Annotated in this window: 22 protein-coding genes and 1 riboswitch; of the genes, 21 read left to right on the plus strand and 1 reads right to left on the minus strand. The window is 36.3% G+C overall.

Going from position 1 to position 21356, the window contains the following annotated elements; translation table 11 throughout:
- Position 1: 1 nt before the first annotated feature.
- The 4 genes from HMPREF1477_RS01190 (at position 2) to HMPREF1477_RS01205 (ending at position 2596) form a co-directional block, all read left to right on the plus strand.
- On the plus strand, positions 2 to 1000 hold the full coding sequence (locus tag HMPREF1477_RS01190) for an NAD(P)H-dependent glycerol-3-phosphate dehydrogenase (RefSeq protein ID WP_016475526.1): 999 nt from the start codon (positions 2 to 4) through the stop codon (positions 998 to 1000).
- A 69-nt stretch (positions 1001 to 1069) separates the two neighbouring features.
- Complete coding sequence (gene rsmD, locus HMPREF1477_RS01195) at positions 1070 to 1621, plus strand: 16S rRNA (guanine(966)-N(2))-methyltransferase RsmD (RefSeq protein ID WP_016475527.1); 552 nt, start codon at positions 1070 to 1072, stop codon at positions 1619 to 1621.
- A 4-nt stretch (positions 1622 to 1625) separates the two neighbouring features.
- Positions 1626 to 2117, plus strand: coding sequence for a pantetheine-phosphate adenylyltransferase (gene coaD / locus HMPREF1477_RS01200; protein ID WP_005378904.1), 492 nt, complete (start codon positions 1626 to 1628; stop codon positions 2115 to 2117).
- A 14-nt stretch (positions 2118 to 2131) separates the two neighbouring features.
- Positions 2132 to 2596 (plus strand): hypothetical protein, encoded by a 465-nt coding sequence (locus tag HMPREF1477_RS01205; RefSeq protein ID WP_016475528.1) that lies wholly within the window; start codon positions 2132 to 2134, stop codon positions 2594 to 2596.
- Positions 2597 to 2669: 73 nt separating this feature from the next.
- Here HMPREF1477_RS01205 and HMPREF1477_RS01210 read toward each other — a convergent pair whose 3' ends face one another.
- Entirely contained in the window at positions 2670 to 4388 is a 1719-nt protein-coding gene (locus HMPREF1477_RS01210; RefSeq protein WP_016475529.1) for an NFACT RNA binding domain-containing protein, read from the minus strand.
- A 107-nt stretch (positions 4389 to 4495) separates the two neighbouring features.
- Here HMPREF1477_RS01210 and HMPREF1477_RS01215 point away from each other — a divergent pair, with 107 nt between their 5' ends.
- The 17 genes from HMPREF1477_RS01215 (at position 4496) to rpsB (ending at position 21340) form a co-directional block, all read left to right on the plus strand.
- Complete coding sequence (locus HMPREF1477_RS01215; RefSeq protein ID WP_016475530.1) at positions 4496 to 5377, plus strand: YicC/YloC family endoribonuclease; 882 nt, start codon at positions 4496 to 4498, stop codon at positions 5375 to 5377.
- Between the two features lie 12 nt (positions 5378 to 5389).
- Complete coding sequence (remA, locus tag HMPREF1477_RS01220) at positions 5390 to 5659, plus strand: extracellular matrix/biofilm regulator RemA (RefSeq protein WP_005379012.1); 270 nt, start codon at positions 5390 to 5392, stop codon at positions 5657 to 5659.
- 8 nt (positions 5660 to 5667) lie between these two features.
- Positions 5668 to 6297, plus strand: a complete 630-nt coding sequence (gene gmk / locus HMPREF1477_RS01225; protein WP_005378959.1) for a guanylate kinase — start codon at positions 5668 to 5670, stop codon at positions 6295 to 6297.
- A 4-nt stretch (positions 6298 to 6301) separates the two neighbouring features.
- A complete protein-coding gene (gene rpoZ, locus HMPREF1477_RS01230) occupies positions 6302 to 6517 on the plus strand; it encodes a DNA-directed RNA polymerase subunit omega (protein ID WP_005378818.1) in 216 nt (71 codons plus the stop codon).
- Between the two features lie 54 nt (positions 6518 to 6571).
- Positions 6572 to 7774, plus strand: a complete 1203-nt coding sequence (gene coaBC / locus HMPREF1477_RS01235) for a bifunctional phosphopantothenoylcysteine decarboxylase/phosphopantothenate--cysteine ligase CoaBC (RefSeq protein ID WP_016475531.1) — start codon at positions 6572 to 6574, stop codon at positions 7772 to 7774.
- A 128-nt stretch (positions 7775 to 7902) separates the two neighbouring features.
- A riboswitch (SAM riboswitch) is annotated at positions 7903 to 8002 on the plus strand.
- A gap of 47 nt (positions 8003 to 8049) precedes the next feature.
- Positions 8050 to 9240, plus strand: a complete 1191-nt coding sequence (metK, locus tag HMPREF1477_RS01240) for a methionine adenosyltransferase (protein ID WP_005379087.1) — start codon at positions 8050 to 8052, stop codon at positions 9238 to 9240.
- 88 nt (positions 9241 to 9328) lie between these two features.
- Positions 9329 to 11512 (plus strand): primosomal protein N', encoded by a 2184-nt coding sequence (gene priA / locus HMPREF1477_RS01245; RefSeq protein ID WP_016475532.1) that lies wholly within the window; start codon positions 9329 to 9331, stop codon positions 11510 to 11512.
- A 12-nt stretch (positions 11513 to 11524) separates the two neighbouring features.
- Positions 11525 to 12013 carry a peptide deformylase gene (def, locus tag HMPREF1477_RS01250; RefSeq protein WP_005378942.1) on the plus strand — a complete coding sequence of 163 codons (489 nt, stop codon included), beginning with the start codon at positions 11525 to 11527 and terminating at the stop codon, positions 12011 to 12013.
- Positions 12006 to 13013 carry a methionyl-tRNA formyltransferase gene (gene fmt / locus HMPREF1477_RS01255; RefSeq protein WP_016475533.1) on the plus strand — a complete coding sequence of 336 codons (1008 nt, stop codon included), beginning with the start codon at positions 12006 to 12008 and terminating at the stop codon, positions 13011 to 13013. Before def ends, fmt begins: the two co-directional genes overlap by 8 nt.
- Positions 12970 to 13794 (plus strand): DUF116 domain-containing protein, encoded by an 825-nt coding sequence (locus tag HMPREF1477_RS09880; RefSeq protein WP_038148018.1) that lies wholly within the window; start codon positions 12970 to 12972, stop codon positions 13792 to 13794. Before fmt ends, HMPREF1477_RS09880 begins: the two co-directional genes overlap by 44 nt.
- Entirely contained in the window at positions 13778 to 15136 is a 1359-nt protein-coding gene (gene rsmB / locus HMPREF1477_RS01265) for a 16S rRNA (cytosine(967)-C(5))-methyltransferase RsmB (RefSeq protein WP_016475535.1), read from the plus strand. Before HMPREF1477_RS09880 ends, rsmB begins: the two co-directional genes overlap by 17 nt.
- A gap of 30 nt (positions 15137 to 15166) precedes the next feature.
- A complete protein-coding gene (gene rlmN / locus HMPREF1477_RS01270) occupies positions 15167 to 16213 on the plus strand; it encodes a 23S rRNA (adenine(2503)-C(2))-methyltransferase RlmN (protein WP_016475536.1) in 1047 nt (348 codons plus the stop codon).
- Entirely contained in the window at positions 16206 to 16907 is a 702-nt protein-coding gene (locus HMPREF1477_RS01275) for a Stp1/IreP family PP2C-type Ser/Thr phosphatase (RefSeq protein ID WP_016475537.1), read from the plus strand. The genes rlmN and HMPREF1477_RS01275 overlap by 8 nt, the downstream gene beginning before the upstream one ends.
- A gap of 26 nt (positions 16908 to 16933) precedes the next feature.
- Complete coding sequence (pknB, locus tag HMPREF1477_RS01280) at positions 16934 to 18859, plus strand: Stk1 family PASTA domain-containing Ser/Thr kinase (protein WP_016475538.1); 1926 nt, start codon at positions 16934 to 16936, stop codon at positions 18857 to 18859.
- Positions 18860 to 18866: 7 nt separating this feature from the next.
- The gene (gene rsgA, locus HMPREF1477_RS01285; RefSeq protein WP_016475539.1) at positions 18867 to 19730 is read left to right on the plus strand and encodes a ribosome small subunit-dependent GTPase A; all 864 of its coding nucleotides are present in this window, start codon (positions 18867 to 18869) and stop codon (positions 19728 to 19730) included.
- 1 nt (position 19731) lies between these two features.
- Positions 19732 to 20382: a ribulose-phosphate 3-epimerase gene (rpe, locus tag HMPREF1477_RS01290; protein ID WP_016475540.1), complete on the plus strand. Its 651-nt coding sequence runs from the start codon at positions 19732 to 19734 to the stop codon at positions 20380 to 20382.
- Positions 20383 to 20620: 238 nt separating this feature from the next.
- Positions 20621 to 21340: a 30S ribosomal protein S2 gene (gene rpsB / locus HMPREF1477_RS01295; protein WP_005379396.1), complete on the plus strand. Its 720-nt coding sequence runs from the start codon at positions 20621 to 20623 to the stop codon at positions 21338 to 21340.
- Positions 21341 to 21356: the final 16 nt, after the last annotated feature.

The raw sequence follows: 21356 nt of genomic DNA on the forward strand, positions 1-21356 counted from the left end.
TATGAAAGTTTGCATCGTCGGATCTGGTAGTTGGGGGACAGCTCTTGCTATTAAATCTGTAGTGGCCGGAAATGATACAACTTTATATTGCAGACGTTCAGAGTTTAAGGATGAACTTATTAAGTACAAGGAAAATAAGTCATATTTAGCTGGTGTTATATTGCCTGATGAACTCATCATTAGTTCTGATTTACAAACATCTATTGAGCAGGCTGATATTGTATTGATTGTTACACCATCTATTCATGTGCGCACAGCTTTACAGAATTTAAAAAGATATGCTCACAAAGATCAAATATACGTGTTATGCTCTAAAGGTGTAGAACGGGAAAGTGGTAAGTTATTGACTACAGTCATGAAGGAGGAATTATCCTCTGTCAGATGCCATTTAACTGTTTTATCCGGTCCTAATCACGCAGAGGAAATCGGTAGAAACTTACCTGCTGCAGCCGTAGTAGGTACGACGTCTATGGACATCGGTAAAAAGGTACAACAGGCATTACACAGCAAAGAATTTCGTATATATACTAGTGATGATTATATTGGTGTTGAATTAGCAGGGGCTACAAAAAATGTAATAGCCTTGGCTGCTGGTATCGTTGATGGATTGTCTCTTGGAGATAATTGTAAGGCTTTATTACTAACTCGTGGTCTACATGAAATGACTCGATTTGGTTTAGCTCTCGGTGCAAGAAAAGAAACTTACGCAGGCTTAGCTGGTATGGGGGATTTAATCGCTACTTGTATGAGCCAGCATAGTCGTAACCGTGCTGCAGGACAACAGCTAGCAGATGGTAAAACAATGGACTACATTATGAATCATACGAATATGGTGGTAGAAGGATTTTTTGCAACATCTATTATTCGTGATATGGCTATAAAACACCATGTAGAAATGCCTATCACACAATCACTATATGAGGTATTATATGAAGAGAAGTCCCCTCAATTAGCATTGCAAGAATTGATGGGCCGAGATAGTAAAATCGAAGTATCATAATTGTAAAAGATACTTTTATTTTAGGTATTTATATACTATAATTAATGAGTATAATCTAGTGAGGATTGTATGCGAATTATCGGAGGCACTGCAAAGGGCCATACTATAAAAGCTCCGAAGGGGATGGATACACGTCCCACCTTGGATCGTGTTCGTGAAAGTATCTTCAACGTATTAGCGCATCGCGGTATATATGGTACTCGTGTATTAGATATATTTTCTGGTACTGGTGCTGTTGCCATTGAAGCGCTCAGTCGTGGAGCTGAATCCGCGATTGCTGTTGATTATCGCACTGGTAAATTAATTCGAGAGAATGCGGAACATTGTCGTGTGTTGGATCGAATTCAAATCATACCTAAGAAACTTTCACAATTGAAACATTTTATAGGTGACCAGCAGTTCGATTATATTTTTTCTGATCCACCATATGAAAATGGCTTTATACAAGAGACTATTGATTTTGTTGTGGCTCATGATGCATTAGCTGATGATGGTGTTTTAGTCTTGGAGCATCATAAAGATGAGGCTTTCACCATGCCACCAGAATGGGAATGTATAAAGGAACAAAAATTTGGTTACACCCTTGTTTCATATTTTGTGAAACATAGTGAAAGGAGTTAGACCCTTGCGGATAGGAGTTTGCCCAGGAAGTTTTGACCCCGTTACAAATGGTCACGTTGACATTTTTGAGCGCGGTAGTCGTCTCGTAGACAAGTTGATTATCGCTGTAAGTTCAAATCCTAATAAGAATTCATTGTTTACTATGGAAGAACGCGTTGAGATGATTCGCAATGCGGTTAAGCATATTCCTAATGTAGAAATCGACTGTACAGGTGGATTGCTCATCGATTATGTTAAATCCAAAAATGCAAGTATTATTATTCGTGGACTTAGAGCTCTTAGTGATTTTGAATATGAATTTCAACGTGCTCTATTTGCAAAATACTTGGATGATGATATTGAAACAGTGTTTATTATGACCAATAATAAATATTCTTTTGTAAGCTCAACAGGGATTCGTGAGTTAGCTAAATTTGGTGGTAAGTTAGATGGACTTGTTCCTGACGATGTAAAGATAAAATTAGAAAAACGTTTTAACATCGATGGTAATAAATAATAGGAGTGAATTGTATGAAAACAGAAAAATTACTTGAAGATTTAGAGGTTCTTATTGAATCTAGCAGCCGTATTCCTATGACTACAAAACGCATGGTTGAAGAAGATGAAATTATGCGTATTATCGATGCAATTCAAGAATCTTTACCACTTGAGCTCGATGAATCTCGTCGTATTGTGGCCGAAAAAGATAAAGTATTGGCTGATGCTCAACGTCAAGCTGAAACATTAATCGATCAAGCTAAAGATTACATTGCTAAATTGACTGCTGAAAGTGAACTTGTTAAGCAAGCACAAGAACAAGCTAATCAAATTATCAATGCTGCAAACCAATCTTCTGAAGAGTTAAAATCTAGCTCTATTCAATATGCTGGTGATGTATTGAAATATGTAGAAAACAATTTAGAAAAAACGTTGGAAAGCCTTCGTCAAAACCGCGAAAGCTTGCAACAAACTGAACAAAAAACTGATAATCAATAATATATTGTAATCAGTACAGATAATGCTAATGATTGCAGAGAAAACCCCCGATAGGTATCTATCGGGGGTTTTGTTATTCCTCATACATAGGTGGTTTTTCTGGTTCAACAATCATTGTTTGATGAGTGTTAAAAATCACAAATCCTAAAGGTGATTTAGGTGGTTTTTTGATATTTTTTATATATGTATAGTCTACAGGAACCTTTGATGAATGACGGGCCTTACTAAAATAGGCAGCATATTTTGCTACTTGTGAAATGAGCATATCATCAGGTTCATGATTCGTACGTAAAATAAGATGGGAACCTTGAATATCCTGTGTATGAAACCACAGATCATTTGGTTTTGCAAAACGATGAGTTAAGTATTCATTTTGCTGGTTATTTCGTCCGATATAAAGCTCGCCTTCTGGGATTTCAAGATGAATGTAATTCGATTTTCCCAATTTATAGGAGAGAGGTTTTTTAGATTTCTTAATAATGCCTGCATCCATACATTCATGGCGTATTTCTTCTAGTGATTCTCTAGTTGTGGCTAAAGATAAACTGTATAAGATTGTTCTATAATATTCTAATTTTATCGTACTTTGGTCTAGTTGGTATTGGCCACTAATAATCCGATTCTTTAATTTTGTATATAGTTTGTAATACCATTGTCCATTTTCCACAATGGTCAATTCAGGTTTTAAGGGAATTGTTATAGTTTCTGCTGATTCTGAAAGTAAATTTTGTACGTCAATAGAAGATTGATAGTGAGCTTGTATATGACTATTAATCATCAAAAGATCACCATATAATTTATAGGTTTCCATCTTTTTAGTATCATCTAGTTCATCTTTAATCTTTTTGTGACGTAACTCTTCTTTTTTTATAGCATTAGCTATAATACGTTCCAATTCCTTGTCAGCCGTATGAATTGAACCAGTGTCAGCAATAGACTGTTCTATTGCTTTTGAGATGGTTGGATACGTTTCTATTAATGTACAATCCGTTTCCATTGGAAATGGCATATATATTTTTTTACCATTTTCATTTTTATAGACATATAATTGATTAGCGTTTAATAATTTTTCTTTTAAAGTTTCTAGAGCCCCTGATAATTTTTGAATTGCATCATCTGATAAGGCTTTTAGTTCTTCGGTGCCATCTAAATTAGATAATGTTAGAACATAATCTAATAGTGATTTACCAAATCCATTAAAGAGAGAGCGTATAGTATTAGTGACTGTACCAGATCCAAAGGATGTAAGAAGATTTAATATTTCTTCCTCATTAAAATCTAGTAAAGATACACGATTAGAATTAGGTGGTAATTCATATGCCATCTTAGGACCTACTGAACGTTCTCTGTTCATTAATGGCGATACATGAATAATAGATTCTAAAATTATATCATTTTGCACAAAGATACAGTTAGAATATTTCCCCATAAGTTCTATATATATCGATGTTGATGTGATGGAACCATCCATTTCAAGCTTATCAATATGGATACAGAGGATACGATCCCCGTTAATTTGCTCTACAGATGTAATACGGCTGCCCTCTATATGTTTGCGAAGAAACATACATAATGAACTTGGTTCTTTGGGCAAATCTTGGATAGGTTTACATATATATATTGCGGGATTGGCACCTACAGTTATCATCAGATTTACGTCTTGATTAGCATTACGTACTTTAAAAAGTAATGAGTGTTTATCTACTTGATAAAGTTTTTGTATTTGTCCACTCTGTAGGCTTTCATTTAATTCTCTTGCCAATACAGACATGGTTAATCCGTCTAAATTCATGGTGATCCTTTCATTTGGTAACTCACAATGTATAGTTTAGTATAACATAGATAATTAATAGATATCTTTAAAATTCGTGATACAATATATAAAAAGGAGGTTCTTCCATGAATAGCATGACGGGATTTGGGCGAGCAACTCAAATTGTAGATGGTTTACAATGTATCATAGAAATTAAATCTGTTAATTCTAGATTTTTAGATCTCAACATACGAAGTCCTAAACAAGTTAATTCTGTAGAGCATAGTATCCGTAAATGTATACAAAAAACCATACATCGAGGCAAAGTTGATGTGTTTGTAACATTGCAGGATGTAGCGGATAGAGAAAAACAGTTCATAATAAATAGTTCTTTAAAACATCAAATTCAAGACTTATTGGTATCAGAAGGTTTTTATAGGGAGCCTCAAGAGGTACCATTATCGGCAGTGATGGCCATATCCAATGATTGGGTACAAATCCAAGATTCTGAAGTTACAGAAGATGTACTTCAGTCTTTAGTTACTGATACTACAACTAATGCACTTAATGCATTAGTCAGTATGCGACAATCTGAGGGGATTCATATTCAACAAGATTTGTTACACCGGCTTTCACAAATGACAAATATTATAGAAGACATTAACAGTCATAAAGCCGATGCTGTTATTGCTTATAAAGAAAATTTGCGAACTAAAATGATGGACTATATGGAAGGTCTTGACATTACTGCCAATGAAGATCGTTTACTACAAGAAGTTGCTATTATGGCTGACAAAACTGATATTACGGAAGAGATTGTCCGATTTAGGTCTCATGTGGTACAATTAACAAATACACTTAAGATGGATGAACCGATTGGTCGTAAGTTAGATTTTATCATTCAAGAGATGAATCGTGAGGTTAATACGATTGGCTCAAAAGCGATGGATATAACACTGACAGACCATGTGGTACAATTGAAATGTGAATTAGAAAAAGTTAGAGAACAAGTACAGAATATTGAGTAAGGAGGTCTATTCATGAGTATCCAATTACTAAACATTGGTTTTGGTAATATGGTTTCTGCTAATCGCGTTATCGCTATTATTAGTCCTGAATCTGCACCTATTAAACGCATGGTTCAAGATGCAAGAGATAAAAGTCTCCTCATAGATGCAACCTATGGACGTAAAACTCGGGCTGTGCTCGTTATGGATAGTGGGCAAATCGTTTTGTCAGCTATTCAACCTGAAACGGTGGCACATCGTATTGTGCAACACGAAGTCGATGAAGATACTGTAGAAGCTTAGGAGTTAATATGGCAGATCGAGGTTTATTAATTGTTATCTCCGGCCCATCTGGTGCAGGCAAGGGAACGATTTGTTCTAATATACGAGGTGAAATGCCTAATCTTGTATATTCTGTATCTATGACCACACGTGAACCGCGGGTTGGAGAAAAGGAAGGAATTAATTATTTCTTCCGCACAAAAGAAGAATTTGAATCATTATTGTCAGAAGATGCATTTTTAGAGTATGCTAAGGTATATGATAATTATTATGGCACCCCAAAACAACATGTGATGAATTTGTTGGATGAAGGGAAGAGTGTACTTCTTGAAATCGATATTCAAGGTGCTATGCAAGTTAAAGAGCGATTTAGTGATGCCGTATTTATTTATATTGTGCCACCGTCTTTAACCGAATTATCTGAACGTCTTCATAATCGAGGAACTGATGCAAAAGAGGTTATCGATAAGCGTTTATCATTGGCATGTTCTGAGTTAGCATTAGCTCATCGTTATGATTATATTGTGGTCAATGATGATTTAGAGGATGCGTCTTTAAAGGTTGCTTCTATATTGCGTGCTGAAGCTTGTAAAATCAGTCGTAATAAAGAGCAAATTCAATATATTTATAAGCAATATCAAGAGTCTAAGGAGAAGTGATAGTATGATGGTAAAACCTCCATTGAAAGCATTGGAAAAACGTGTAGATAGTAAATATACATTGGTAACGCTAGCAGCTAAACGCGCTCGCGAGTTGACCGATGGTGAAGAATGTCTTGCTACAGATATTCATAATACAGATAAACCTGTATCTTTAGCATTCTATGAGATTGCTGAAGGTGAAGTAACATATAAACGCACTAAAGAAGGTATTAAATAATTTTACTCAAAATTCCTTGTACATTTTGTACAAGGAATTTTTAAAAGGAGAATTATGAAAGGGAAACATATTATCGTAGGTGTTTCAGCAGGTATTGCTGCATATAAAGCAATTGAAGTGGTAAGTCGTTTGCGAAAAGCTGGGGCAGAGGTCAAAGTGGTAATGACGAAAAATGCTACTCATATTGCGACACCTATGACATTTGGTGAAATTAGTGGTCATCCTGTAGCTGTTGATATGTGGGAAGAAATCCACGATTGGAATGTAGAACATATTGCTCTTGCAACCTGGGCTGATGCCTATATTGTGGTACCAGCTACAGCTAATGTAATTGGTAAAATACGAGCTGGTATTGCCGATGATATGCTCACTACAACAATTATGGCAACGCCAGCACCTAAATTTTTATGTCCTGCCATGAATACAGAGATGTTCAATAATCCTATTGTACAGAGAAATTTAAAGGATTTATCATCTTTGGGATACCATATTATGCAACCCGATGCTGGTTGGCTAGCTTGTGGCGTAACAGGTGTGGGTAGACTGCCAGCACCAGAAGAGATTGTTAATTGGTTGACAGAAGAATTACATTCTCTAGATGAGACTGGTAAATTAGCTGGTAAGACTGTTCTTGTTACAGCTGGTGGAACACAAGAAAATATCGACCCTGTTAGATATATAGGTAACAGATCTAGTGGGAAGATGGGATATGCCATTGCGGCTGCTGCTGTTAAGGAAAAGGCTCGCGTAATTCTAGTGAGTGCCCCTACATCATTAGAAATTCCTAAAGGTGTTGAATATGTACCTGTAGATTCTGCGGAATCTATGCAGGAGGCTGTTAATTCCTATTACGAATCAACAGATGTGGTGATAATGGCTGCTGCTGTTTCAGATTTTAGGGTGGCTAATAAAGCGCCTCAAAAAATCAAAAAAATGGAATCTATGACTTTAGAGCTCGTAAAGAATCCGGATATACTTAAAGGGCTGGGAGAGCATAAAACCCATCAATTACTGGTTGGTTTCGCTGCAGAAACAGAACATGTAGTCGATTACGGCATGGATAAAGTACGTCGTAAAAACCTTGATATGTTAGTAGCTAATGATGTAAGCAAATCAAATGCTGGGTTTAATGTAGATACGAATGAAGGCTATTTTTTATATCCTAATAAAGAGCCTAAAATAATGCCAAATATGCAAAAATCAGAATTAGCTAGATACATTATTGGAGAAGTTATTGAATTGTTAGCTGTAAAATAGCTTATGTAATGTTGTCTATAGTTTGTAGGTGTAGTAGCATTACATAAGGCTGAACAGGATTTAGCGTTACATAAAGTGGATTAACTTGATTTTTCTACAAAAATGGTATACAATTTATATCATAATTTAACTCATCAAGAGTAGTGGAGGGAAAGGCCCGTTGAAGCTACAGCAACCCTTTTTAAAAGAAGGTGCTAATTCCAACAGTCATGGACTGATAGATGGGTCTCCCTCATGAGAGACCATGAGGGATTTTTTCATTATAGGAGGCAAAAATGGCAGAAAAACATATGTTTTTTACTTCTGAATCCGTTACGGAAGGCCATCCAGATAAAATAGCTGACCAAATTTCTGATGCTGTTTTGGATGCGATTATTGAAAAAGATCCAAAGGCTCGTGTAGCTTGTGAAACACTTGTGACTACAGGTTTAGTCCATGTCGTAGGGGAAATCTCTACAAGCACATATGTTGATATTCCTCGTGTAGTACGTGATACAATTCGAGAAATTGGTTATACTCGTGCAAAATATGGTTTCGATTGTGATACTTGTGGTGTGTTAGTATCTATTGATGAACAATCTGCAGATATCGCTATGGGTGTAGACGAAGCATTAGAATCTAAAGATGGTAATAGCGAAATCAATGATAAAATTGGCGCTGGTGACCAAGGCATGATGTTTGGTTACGCAACAAACGAAACACCTGAATATATGCCTATGCCAATTTCTTTAGCACATCGTTTATCCCGTCGTTTAGCAGAAGTTCGTAAGAACGGCACATTAACATATCTTCGTCCAGATGGTAAAACACAAGTTACTGTAGAATATGTTGACAATCAACCTAAACGTATTGATACAATCGTTATTTCTACGCAACATAGCCCAGAAGTAACACAAGAGCAAATTAAAAATGATTTGAAACGCTATGTTATTGATGCAGCACTTCCGGCAGAATTCATCGATGAAAACACTAAATTTTTCATTAATCCTACAGGCCGTTTCGTTATCGGCGGTCCTCATGGTGATGCTGGTTTAACAGGTCGTAAAATCATCGTTGATACGTATGGTGGTATGGCTCGTCATGGTGGCGGTGCTTTCTCTGGTAAGGATCCTTCCAAGGTTGACCGTTCCGCAGCATATGCAGCTCGTTACGTAGCTAAAAATGTTGTAGCTGCAGGTCTCGCAGATAAATGCGAAGTACAAGTAGCGTATGCGATTGGTGTTGCAAAACCTGTATCCATTTTAGTTGATACATTTGGTACTGCTAAGATTGCAGAAGAAAAAATTCAAGAATTAGTAAGCAAACATTTCGACTTACGTCCAGCAGGTATCATTGAAATGCTTGATTTATTAAAGCCTCATTATCGTAAGACGGCTGCGTATGGTCACTTTGGTAGAACTGATGTTGATCTTCCATGGGAACGTACTGATAAAGCTGATATTTTACGTCACGAAGCTGGCTTATAATAGTAAAGACTTAGTAGACTTGTCTACTAAGTCTTTTTTTATCTCCTCTAGGATATGTTATAATAATTAGATTAGAGGAGGTGAACTAATGCGCGTAGCAAGTATTATTATTAATAGACCTGCCAAACAATTACATAAACCATTAAGCTATTTGTTACCAGAGAAATTTGGTGATGTGAAAGCAGGGACTCGTGTATTAGTTCCCTTAGGTGGTAGTCGTGAAGAGGGCATCGTTATTGGGTATGAAGAACTATTAGAGAAACCAACATTTACTTTGCGTTCTATAATAGATATTCTTGATAGTGATCCTTGGTTTACTCGGGAAATGATGGAAACGGCACAGAAAATTAGTCGTTATTTTTTGTGTTCCTTTGGAGATGCTTTACGTCTTTTTACTGTGCATAAAACATTAAAATCTTACGATGCACCAAAAGAAGAATGGCTCGTTGTAACGCCAGAGTTTAAGATTGATCAATTAAGTCCTAAGAAGCGCAAGCAGCGTGAGTTGGCTAACTATCTCATCGAGGTAGGTGGGGCTCCTAAATCTTTATTAAGAGCCAAAGGCTATTCTTATATGGTTATTAAACAGGTCGGTGAAGAGCATGGCATTCATATTGAAGAACGCTTTAAAGATACAAAAACTTCTTTTACCGAATTGCTGAGTGGTGAAGAAACAATTCCGTTAACTGAAGCACAACAAATTGTATATGAACCGATTAAGCAGATGATGGACCTTGAATCGTATAATACATTCCTTTTGCATGGTGTAACTGGTAGTGGTAAAACACAAATTTATTTAAAAGCTGCTGCTCGTTGTATAGGAAAAGGTAAAACCGCCATTATTCTGGTTCCTGAAATTATATTAACCGATCAGATTGTTCGTCGTTTTGTTTCTACCTTTGGTGATGAAGTTGTTGTTTTCCATAGTAAACTAACCATTAGTGAGCGAAATAATAACTGGGAACGTATACGAAGGAAGGATAGCCATATCATTATTGGCGCTCGTTCTGCCGTTTTCGCGCCTGCTGAAGATATTGGGCTTATTGTATTAGATGAAGAACATGATACATCTTATAAACAGGAAGATATGATTCGTTATAATGCAAAAAATGTCGCTTTATGGCGAGGACTGGCTCATAATTGTCCTGTTATTTTAGGCTCTGCCACACCTGCTATTACATCGTATTACAAGGCTTTACAAGGACAATATAAACTATTAGAGTTGCCAACCCGTATTTTTGATCAACCGATGCCAAATGTTCAAATTGTAGATATGAAAGAAGAAATGATTCGTGGCAACTACTCGGTGTTCTCCGATGCTATGACACATCTTATTGAGCGTACATTAGCGGATGGAAATCAGATGATTATTCTTTTAAATCGTCGTGGCTACAGCACATTTGTCATGTGTCGTGATTGTGGTGAAACGATTATGTGTCCTCATTGTGAGGTTGCTATGGTGTACCATCAAGCTGGTGAAGAGTTGCGGTGTCACTATTGTGAGCACCATGAACCAATTCCTTCAGTATGCCCTAAATGTCATAGTAAAAGAATTAAATTCTTTGGTTCTGGCACACAAAAAGTTGAAGAAGAATTACGCCGACATTTTAAAGGCGCTCGTATTGCGCGTTTAGATCAAGATGTAACTAAGCATAAAGATATGGGCGAAGAAATTCTTCAAGATTTTGGTAACCATAAATATGATATTTTATTAGGGACCCAAATGGTTTCTAAAGGGCATGATTTTAAGGATGTAACAGCTGTAGGTATATTGACGGCTGATTCTGTCTTAAATATACCTGTTTATTCAGCATCTGAACGTGCATTTGATCTACTAACGCAAACATCAGGAAGAGCGGGTCGTGGTGATAAGGTTGGCAGTGTTGTTATACAAACATATAATCCTTTAAATTATGCTATAATAAAGAGTAAGGCTCATGATTATTTGGGCTTTTACAATGAAGAAATAGTAAATCGTAAGGACTTAGGGTATCCACCATTTCGCGAAATGATTTATATGGTTATAAGACATGGGAAGGAAGAAATGGCTGAATCGATTGCTCAAAAAATTGTAGATGATTTGGAAACAAATTTTAAATCACAATCGATTGATGTTAATGGTCCTTATGAAGCAGGCATTAAAAAGATTCGCGATATGTATCGTTTATCGATTATGATTCGCGGAGAAAATTTAGATGCCGTAAAAGATTATATATATAATTCTTGGATTTTTACACAAGAAGGTCTACTTATCGATGTAGACCCGATTTGATAAGAGGAGTATATGGCAGTACTTGAAGTAGTAAAAGCGGGACATCCCATATTAAAAGAGGTTGCAGAACCTGTAGAACATGTAAATAAAAAAATGCGTGCTTTAATAGAAGATATGGCCGACACAATGTATAAAACGGAAGGTGTTGGATTGGCAGCACCGCAGGTTAATGTATCCAAACGTATTATAGTTGTTGATGATCATGCTGGTAGTGGATTAATAGCGCTTATCAACCCTGAAATTATTCATGGTGAAGGAAGCCAAATTGGGCTAGAAGGCTGTTTAAGTGTACCAGGTTATTTCGGAGATGTGGAACGTTTTGAAAAGGTTACCGTAAAAGGTATCGATCCACATAATAAAAAAGTTATGATTAAAGCTGAAGGTTTTTTGGCTAGAATTTTTCAACATGAAATAGATCATTTAGAAGGTCATTTATTTATTGAAAAAGCTACAAACTTACGCCGTATTGCAGATCATCCGGAGGAAAAGGAAATTGTCTAACAATAATCCATTACGCATAGTATTTATGGGCACGCCAGATTTTTCTGTTCCTACGTTACGCGCATTAGTTGAGGCTGGTCACTCTATAGTAGGTGTATATTGCCAACCCGATAAACAAAAGGGACGTGGCAAGCAGATTCAAATGCCACCGGTTAAAGAAGCTGCGTTATCTTTGGATTTGCCCGTGTATCAACCTATAACATTACGTGATGATGCTGTTCAAAAGGAATTGATTGATCTTGCACCAGACGTTATCGTCGTAATTGCTTATGGTAAGATTTTACCACCATGGCTTATTCGTTTGCCTAAATATGGATGTATTAATATCCATGCATCTATATTGCCAAAATATAGGGGGGCAGCACCTATCCATTATGCTATTTTAAATGGTGATACTAAAACAGGGGTTACCATTATGCATATGGATGATGGTTTAGATACAGGAGATATTATCGATATTGCAGAAATTGATATACTTCCAAACGAAACAACAGGCGCTTTATTTGAGCGCATTGCTGAATTAGGGGCTCGCACTATTTCTCCTGTATTAGATAAATGGGTGAAAGGTGAAATTACAGCCACTCCTCAAGATGACGCTTTAGCAAGCCATACTTCTAAGATTACAAAAGAAATGGGGCTTATTGATTGGCATCAATCGGCACATAAGATTGTCAACTTGATTCGTGGTTTAAATCCAGCACCTGGATGTTATTCTTTCTTACAGGGGAAACGGTTAAAGATATGGTCTGCTCAAATGGTTGAGATTACATCTGTAAACAATAAGATGGCCACAATTTTTGTAAATAACAATGAGATTCCTGTAGAATTTGCACCTCCTGGAACTATAGTGCATTCAGCAAAGGGACTTGTTGTGTCGACTGGTGACCGAGGTTTTATTCTCCTTACAGAGGTACAACCAGAAAATAAAAAGCGTATTAGTGCCCAAGATTTTATTAATGGTCATCAAATTAAAGGTGGTATTGCATTTGACGAAGTGTAATATATCTTACAAAAGATACCCATTATATTTAAAATTATCGGCTCTATCTTGTTTATTCATTTCAATAATCATCGGCTTTTCAATGTATATAGTTTGGCCAGGATTAGAAAGAATATCATACAACTTAGCTTTTATTAGTGAAAGTATAGGTGGACTCTTAATATTAGGTATTTGGGGACTTTGGTTTGTTCTAGCTATTGCTTCTCTAGGTTTTAGATATATTCATCCTATAGTTTTACGAATAGCTAATCGATTTATTTATTTACTTTTCCCATTATCATTAGGGCTAGGAAAGGCTTTCATAGGCATACAAAAAGATGAATTACGTCAAGCTATGATTGATTTAATTAATCATCTAGTGGTTATGAATTTATATAAAGTACCTCCTGAACGCATTCTTCTATTAACACCTCATTGTCTTCAAGAGAACACCTGTATTCATAAGGTGACACATGATGTATACAACTGTAAGCAATGTGGTCGCTGTCAGGTAGGAGGGTTATTGAAAATCGCAAAGGAATATGGTTGTCAATTTATAGTTGTCACTGGTGGTACATTGGCACGTATGAAGGTTAAAGAAGCAAAACCTAAAGCGATTATTGCTATAGCTTGTGAACGAGATCTTGCTAGTGGTATGGCTGATGTATTTCCTATTCCTGTTATTGGAGTATTAAATGAACGCCCTAATGGACCTTGTTGTAATACGACTGTTGATATTAACAAGGTACGAGATGCTGTAGAGTTACTGATTGATAAGGATAACTATGAACGAAATTGCTAAAAACGGACAAAAACAGAATATACGATTATTGGCTGTAAAGGCATTATCTGATATCAATCGTAAGGGTGCCTATGCTAATATTGTTTTACAGGACTATATTTCAAAATATAATCTATCTGACTTAGACAGACGCTTCTTTACAGAACTTGTATACGGTGTGGTACGTAGACGCAATTATTTAGATGCTATTATCGTACATTTTGCCAAACGTCCTATAAAAAAATTGTCCTCTATGGTCGTAGAAATTTTGCGCCTAGGTATTTATCAGATTATCTATATGGATAAGGTACCGGAAAGTGCGGCAGTTAATGAATCAGTTAAATTAGCGAAGAAATTAACACGAGGTCTATCTGGCTTCGTAAATGCCATATTGAGATCTGTTATACGAGAACAAGATACTATTGGTATTGAAGATTTGGCGGCTAATGATATAGAAGCTATTTCTTTCATTTACAATATTCCTCTTTGGCTTATCAATTTATGGATACGTGAGTTTGGTCGTGATAAAACAGAAGATTTATGTGTATGGTTTAATGAACAGCCTAAATTGACGGCACGTATTAACACGATTCTTATTGATATTCCGCAATGTTTATCTTTATTAAATGAACAAGGTTGGGATGTTACTCAGGATACTAATTACAAGGATATAATTTATATTAATAGCCATCGTGGTAGCCTTGAAAAATCTGAGGCATTTATAAAAGGTTATATTACATTTATGGATAAGGCATCTATGCTAGTAGCACGTCTCGTAAATCCGAAACCTGGTGAGCGTATATTAGATTGCTGTGCTGCTCCAGGTGGTAAATCAATGTACATGGCAACTTTAATGGATAATGTAGGTTCATTAATGAGTTGTGATATACATGAACATAAGATTGAACTCATGAATTCAAATGCTGAACGATTGGGTGCTTCTATTGTTCATACAAAAGTACAGGATGCTACAAAATTACCAGATTCATGGAACTCGTATTTTGATCGAGTGCTCGTAGATGCACCTTGTTCTGGATTAGGTATTCTTCAAAAGAAACTAGATATGCGTTGGCGAAAACAGGAATCGATACTTAGAGAATTACCACCATTACAGTTAGCGATTTTAGAACGCGCTGCTATGACTGTTAAGGAAAAAGGATATTTAATATATTCCACTTGTACATTAAACTACAAGGAAAACGAAGAGGTAGTCGAGGCATTTTTACAGAAACATAAGGAGTTTTCTATTATTCCTGTGGCGGATGATTTCCCACTTAAGTCAAATAGTGGTATGATTACAACATATCCACCAACAGATGATATGGATGGTTTCTTTATGGTTAAAATGCAACGTATTTCTTAACTAAGTTGTTAGCTTTGAATGGGAGCACTCATGATTGAATTGTTGGGTAAATCGTTGGTTGAATTGCAAGCGTTATTTGAGGAACATAAAATTCAAAAATTTCGTGCAAAACAATTGATTGATTACATATATCATCGTCATATTTTTGTATTTCAAGATATGACACAATTCCCTAAGACCTTGAGAGATTGGTTGGATTCTAATTGCATAATATCGATTCCTAAAGTGATTACTCAATCTGTATCACCTGACGGAAAAACACAGAAATTATTATTGGAACTTACTGATTACAGCAGAATTGAAGCCGTTCTAATGGAGCAACATTATGGCAATTCTGTATGTGTTTCTTCCCAAGTTGGATGCGCTATGGGCTGTGTTTTTTGCGCATCTACACAAGGGGGATTATTTAGAGATTTATCGGTTCCTGAAATTGTAGGTCAAGTTGTTCTCTTTAGTGCCTTAAAACAAGAAGATATTCACTCTTTAGTTGTCATGGGTGCTGGTGAACCATTACAAAATTATGACAATGTATTGCAGGCGTTAAAACTTATTCACGACCCTATGACATTTGATATTAGTTATAGAAAAATGACTATTTCTACCTGTGGTTGGGTTCCTAATATTTATAAATTGGCAGATGAGGATCTTCCGATTACATTAGCGTTATCTTTACATGCTACAACAGATGAAATACGTCGCAAGATTATGCCTGTTGGATCTCGATACAAATTAGACGAGGTTTTAGATGCTGTAAAATATTATTATGAAAAAACACAGCGACGTATAACATTTGAATATATTTTAATAGATTCAATTAATGTATCGTTAGAGGAAGCTCATGAGTTAGGAAACATTGGCAAGGCATTTCCTAATTGTCATGTCAATCTTATTCCTGTAAATGGGAATGAACATATTAATTTGTATAAACCTTCTAGTAAACATATGAACATATTTAAGGATATTGTCGCTTCTTATGGTGTTTCTGTTACAATTCGTAAAGAAATGGGCGATGCTATTCAAGCCGCATGTGGACAATTAAAAGTAGCCCACGGTCGGAAAGAGGAGATTCATGAATAATATCGTAGGTTTAAGTAAAATTGGATTAGTCAGAAAACAGAATGAAGATCGCTTTTTTATTAGTGATAATATTTGTGCTGTTACTGACGGCATGGGAGGCTATAGAGGCGGAGAAATCGCCAGCACCTATGCTGTTGATGAAATAAAAGAATATTTACAATCTACTCCTACCATTAATGAAACGTCCTTAGTTGATGCTATATTACATGCGAATACACGCATAGTTAATCGTGTGGCACGAGAGGAACGGCTTAGTGGAATGGGAACTACTGCTGTTGTGGTTGCTAAGGTAGATGATAATCTACTTTGGGCTAGTGTCGGCGACAGTAGACTCTATATTTATAGAAATGATGAATTGACGCAAATTACCACGGATCACTCTATGGTTCAACAGTTATTAGATGCTGGTGAAATTACAAAAGAAGAGATGATTGTACACCCGCAACGTAATTTATTAACTAGAGCCGTCGGTGTTGAAGAAGATTTACATGTCGATAGTGGTACACTACCTGTAAAATCCGGTGATCGAATTCTATTATGTACAGATGGATTATCTGGGTATATTAGCGATGAAAGAATACGAGAAGTATTACATAATATTGATGATAATACAGAGGTATTAAATACATTGATTGCTGATGTATATGATGCTGGTGCCGGTGATAATGTTACCATTATAGTAGGAACTATCTAATCTAGATATGGAGAGTTATAAATATTATGAAGATTAAAGATACATTGCTGGATAATCGCTATCGTATCCTGACCAAGATTGGTGTTGGCGGAATGGCCGACGTATATAAAGGTGAAGATACTTTATTAGGCCGTCCAGTAGCCATAAAAATTTTACATTCAAACTTTGCTAGTGACGATGAATTTGTAAGTCGATTTAAACGAGAAGCGCAGGCTGCAGGCAAGTTAAATCATCCTAATATCGTGAATATGTATGATGTAGGCTATGATCAAGGCATGCATTATATCATTATGGAATATGTAGACGGAGAAACACTTAAAGAATATATTACCCGTCATCATCGATTATCCATTGACGAAGCAGTTAAGATTACTATTGCTATCGGTGAGGGCTTAGAACATGCCCATGCAATGGGAATTGTTCATTGCGATATCAAACCACATAATGTAATTATTACAAATACAGGTCGTGTAAAGGTGACTGATTTTGGTATTGCACGTGCTATGAATACCACTAACACTGTTATGTACACAAATTCTATAATGGGGTCTGCTCATTATCTTTCACCAGAACAAGCTAGTGGAAAACCTGTCGATGGAAATACAGATATTTATTCCTTAGGTGTCGTTTTATATGAAATGTTAACTGGCAAGGTTCCTTTTGAAGGGGAAACACCAATTGCAGTAGCATTAAAACATGTACGAGAAAAGGTCATTCCACCTACAAGATATAATCCTTCGATACCACCATTGTTAGAAGCGGTTGTGATGAAAGCATTAGCTAAAAATCCTGCTGATCGATTTGATTCCATATCTGAAATGATGGGGGACTTACGTTTATCTCAAGGCTTTACGATGGGAAAAACACAACGTCATGAACCATACGATTTTGCGACACAAATGATTCCGGCTGTAGATCCAGATACATTAGATGATTTCAGTGATATCGATGATCCTACGCCTAATGAGGAAAAAAAGAAATCTATGCTTAGTAAGATTGCATCTATACCACAAAAATATATAGTTCTTGGTGCTGCCGTTATTTTCTTGATTGCATTTTTAGGTGCATTCTTGAGTTATGGTAATTTTTGGAGTAATACCACTGTTGATGTACCGAATGTAGTAGGTAAACAAGTCTCTGTGGCCAAAAATATTTTGGAAGATAAACACTTACGAGTATCGACAAGTGAGGTAACTAATACAGATGTTCCAGCAGGACAAGTTATTTCTCAAAGCCCTGGTGCTGGGGAAAAAGTTAAGGAACAGCGTACTATACATTTAGTTGTATCTAAAGGTGTTGGTGATATTACAGTTCCTGATCTTTCTGGTTTGACTGTAGATCAAGCACGTCAACGTCTTAAAGATTTAGGCTTAGTTGTGGGTAAAATCACACAAGGATCTGTTGAAGGAAAACCTGATAATGTTATAGTTGCACAAAGTCCTTCTGGTGATTCCAAGGTATCCAAAGGCACTACTGTTGATTTAGTTGTAAATAAAGCACAAGCTAAGAAGGTTAAAATGCCAGATCTCGTTGGTATGACCTTGAAAGATGCTCGCCAAGTATTGAGCTCTAACAATATTGGTGTTAATCAGATTGCTGGTTCAGTAGATGATAAATCAATTGTTACAGAACAAAGTATAAAAGCTGGTGAAGAGGTTTCTGAAGGTAGTAGCTTGAACTTAGCTACTGAATTAAAGGGAGATTCTTCTAAAAAAGACGACTCTAAGCAAAGCTCTTCTAATAGAACGAAAGGGACTGTAGATATAACTGTACCGTCTGGTTCTAAAAATCAAGAAGTCAAAATTGTCGTAAAGGATGATGAGGGTTCTTCCGTTATTTACGATGATACTAACAAACCTGGTGATCGTATCGTAAAAAATGTATCCGGTGTTGGTAATGTTCGAATACAGGTGTACCTAAATGGTGCATTAGTTCAAGATACTGCGTTGTAGAGGCCGTATGAGTACAGGTATTGTAATTAAAAATATGAATGGTTACTTTTATATTCAAGATGAATTTGGAACCATTCATGAATGTAAGGTGCGGGGACGTATTAAAAAGTCGAAATATAGTTTGCTTGTAGGTGATCGTGTAGAGTTTTCAGAAGATGGATTCGTTGAGACTATCTTGCCACGTCACAATTCAATGATACGTCCTGCTGTCGCTAATATCGACCAAGTTATCCTTGTTGTTGCTTCTCATAATCCTGACATTAATGAGTTATTACTCGATAAAATGTTAGTAATGATTGAACATGCTGATATACCAGTCATTTTGTGCATAAATAAGTGCGATGTAGGTGATGCATCGACAGATGCATTAATCGATAAGTACAAATCGATTGGATATCGTGTTATCACTACATCTGCCATAAATCATATCGGTATTGATGAATTACGCAATCATTTGCAACACAAGATTACTGCTTTTGCAGGACCTTCCGGTGTTGGTAAAAGTAGCCTCTTAAACGCAGTGGATGAAAAATTTGCATTCCAGACGGGTGAGATAAGCGATAAGATTAAACGTGGGAAGCATACAACACGTCATGCCTCATTGTTTAGTTTAAATGCTGATTCATTTATCATGGATACACCTGGCTTTAGTTCTATTGAATTTACTGATATTACATTAGAACGATTACCTACACTATTTCCTGAATTTTCTGACTATGTAGAAGCTTGTAAATTTAATCCTTGTTATCATGAGCATGAACCGATTTGTGGTATCAAGGAGGCTTTGGCAAATCATAAAATTTTTGAAAGTCGCTATGATGCGTACACGATTATCCGCAAAGATATACAGAACCAAAGAAAGAGGTTTTAAAATGATTAAAATAGCTCCATCTATGTTATCCGCAGATTTTTCAATATTGCGAGATGAAATTAAAAGTATTGAACTTGCTGGTGCTGATTATCTTCATATAGATGTCATGGATGGACACTTTGTGCCTAATCTTACATTTGGTGCACCTATTGTAAAAGCTATCCGCCCACATACTGCATTGCCGTTTGATGTACATTTGATGGTCACTAATCCGGCTGATTATGTTGAAGAATATGCAAAAATTGGTGTTGAATACTTTACCTTTCATCAAGAAACAGTTCCTCATATGCACCGATTGATACAGCAGATTAAATCCGCTGGTATGAAAGCAGGGGTTGCGCTCAACCCAGGGACACCAGTTTCGATGTTAGAAGATGTGGCCGGAGACTTGGATATGATTTTAATCATGTCCGTCAATCCAGGATTTGGAGGACAATCCTTTATTCCACGGGCTGTAGAAAAAGTAAAACAAGCGAAACTTTTATTGGATTCAGCTGGTAATAATGATGCTGTTATAGAGGTTGATGGTGGTATTAACGATATTACTTGCATACCAATTAAGGATGCAGGTGCCACTATGTTAGTTGCTGGATCTGCTGTATTTGGGGCTCCTGATAGAGCGAAGATGATCGAAGCAATACGTAATAACTAATATAAAATATATCTGGATTCGAGTAAAAATCATAAGTTTTTTATTGTAGATATATACTATGATATAAAGAGTCAGTAATTCTTTTGTAATTACTGACTCTTTACTTGCTTTTAGAATATTTTTTTGTTAAAATTACTAGGTATGAAAAATATGCACGTCAGTGGACTTCGGTACTGTGCCTAATTTTGGGTGACCCGAAGGATGAAGCGGCGGAGGTTAATTAACAGGAGGTGCCACAATGGCAGTTGTATCAATGAAACAATTATTAGAGGCTGGTGTACACTTTGGTCATCAGACTAGAAGATGGAACCCTAAAATGGCGAAATTCATCTTCACTGAACGCAATGGTATTTATATCATTGACTTGTCTAAAACAGTTAAAAAAGTAGAAGAAGCTTACAATTTCTTACGTGAAGTTGCTTCCCAAGGCGAAGTAATCTTGTTCGTAGGTACTAAAAAACAAGCTCAAGAAGCTATTAAAGAAGAAGCTATTCGTGCTAACATGTTCTTCGTTAACGAACGTTGGTTGGGCGGTATGTTGACTAACTTCAAAACAATTGAAACTCGTATTAAACGTTTAAAACAATTGGAAGCTATGGCAGAAGATGGTACTTTCGAAGTATTGCCTAAAAAAGAAGTTATCGGTCTTCGTCATGAAATGGAAAAATTGGAAAAATATCTTGGCGGTATCAAAGATATGCCTAAAATGCCAGGTGCTCTTTTCGTAGTTGATCCTAAAAAAGAAAAAATCGCTATTGCAGAAGCTAAAAAATTGGGTATTCCAGTTGTTGCAACAGTTGACACTAACTGCGATCCAGATGAAGTTGAATTCCCAATCCCAGCAAATGATGACGCTATCCGTGCTGTAAAATTATTGGCTGGTAAAATGGCTGACGCTGTTCTTGAAGGTCGTCAAGGTGAATCCTTCGAAGAAGGCAATGCTGAAGCTGCAGAATAATTCTGTTAGCACTTAA

Source organism: Veillonella sp. HPA0037 (genome assembly GCF_000411535.1).
Classification (GTDB): domain Bacteria; phylum Bacillota; class Negativicutes; order Veillonellales; family Veillonellaceae; genus Veillonella; species Veillonella atypica.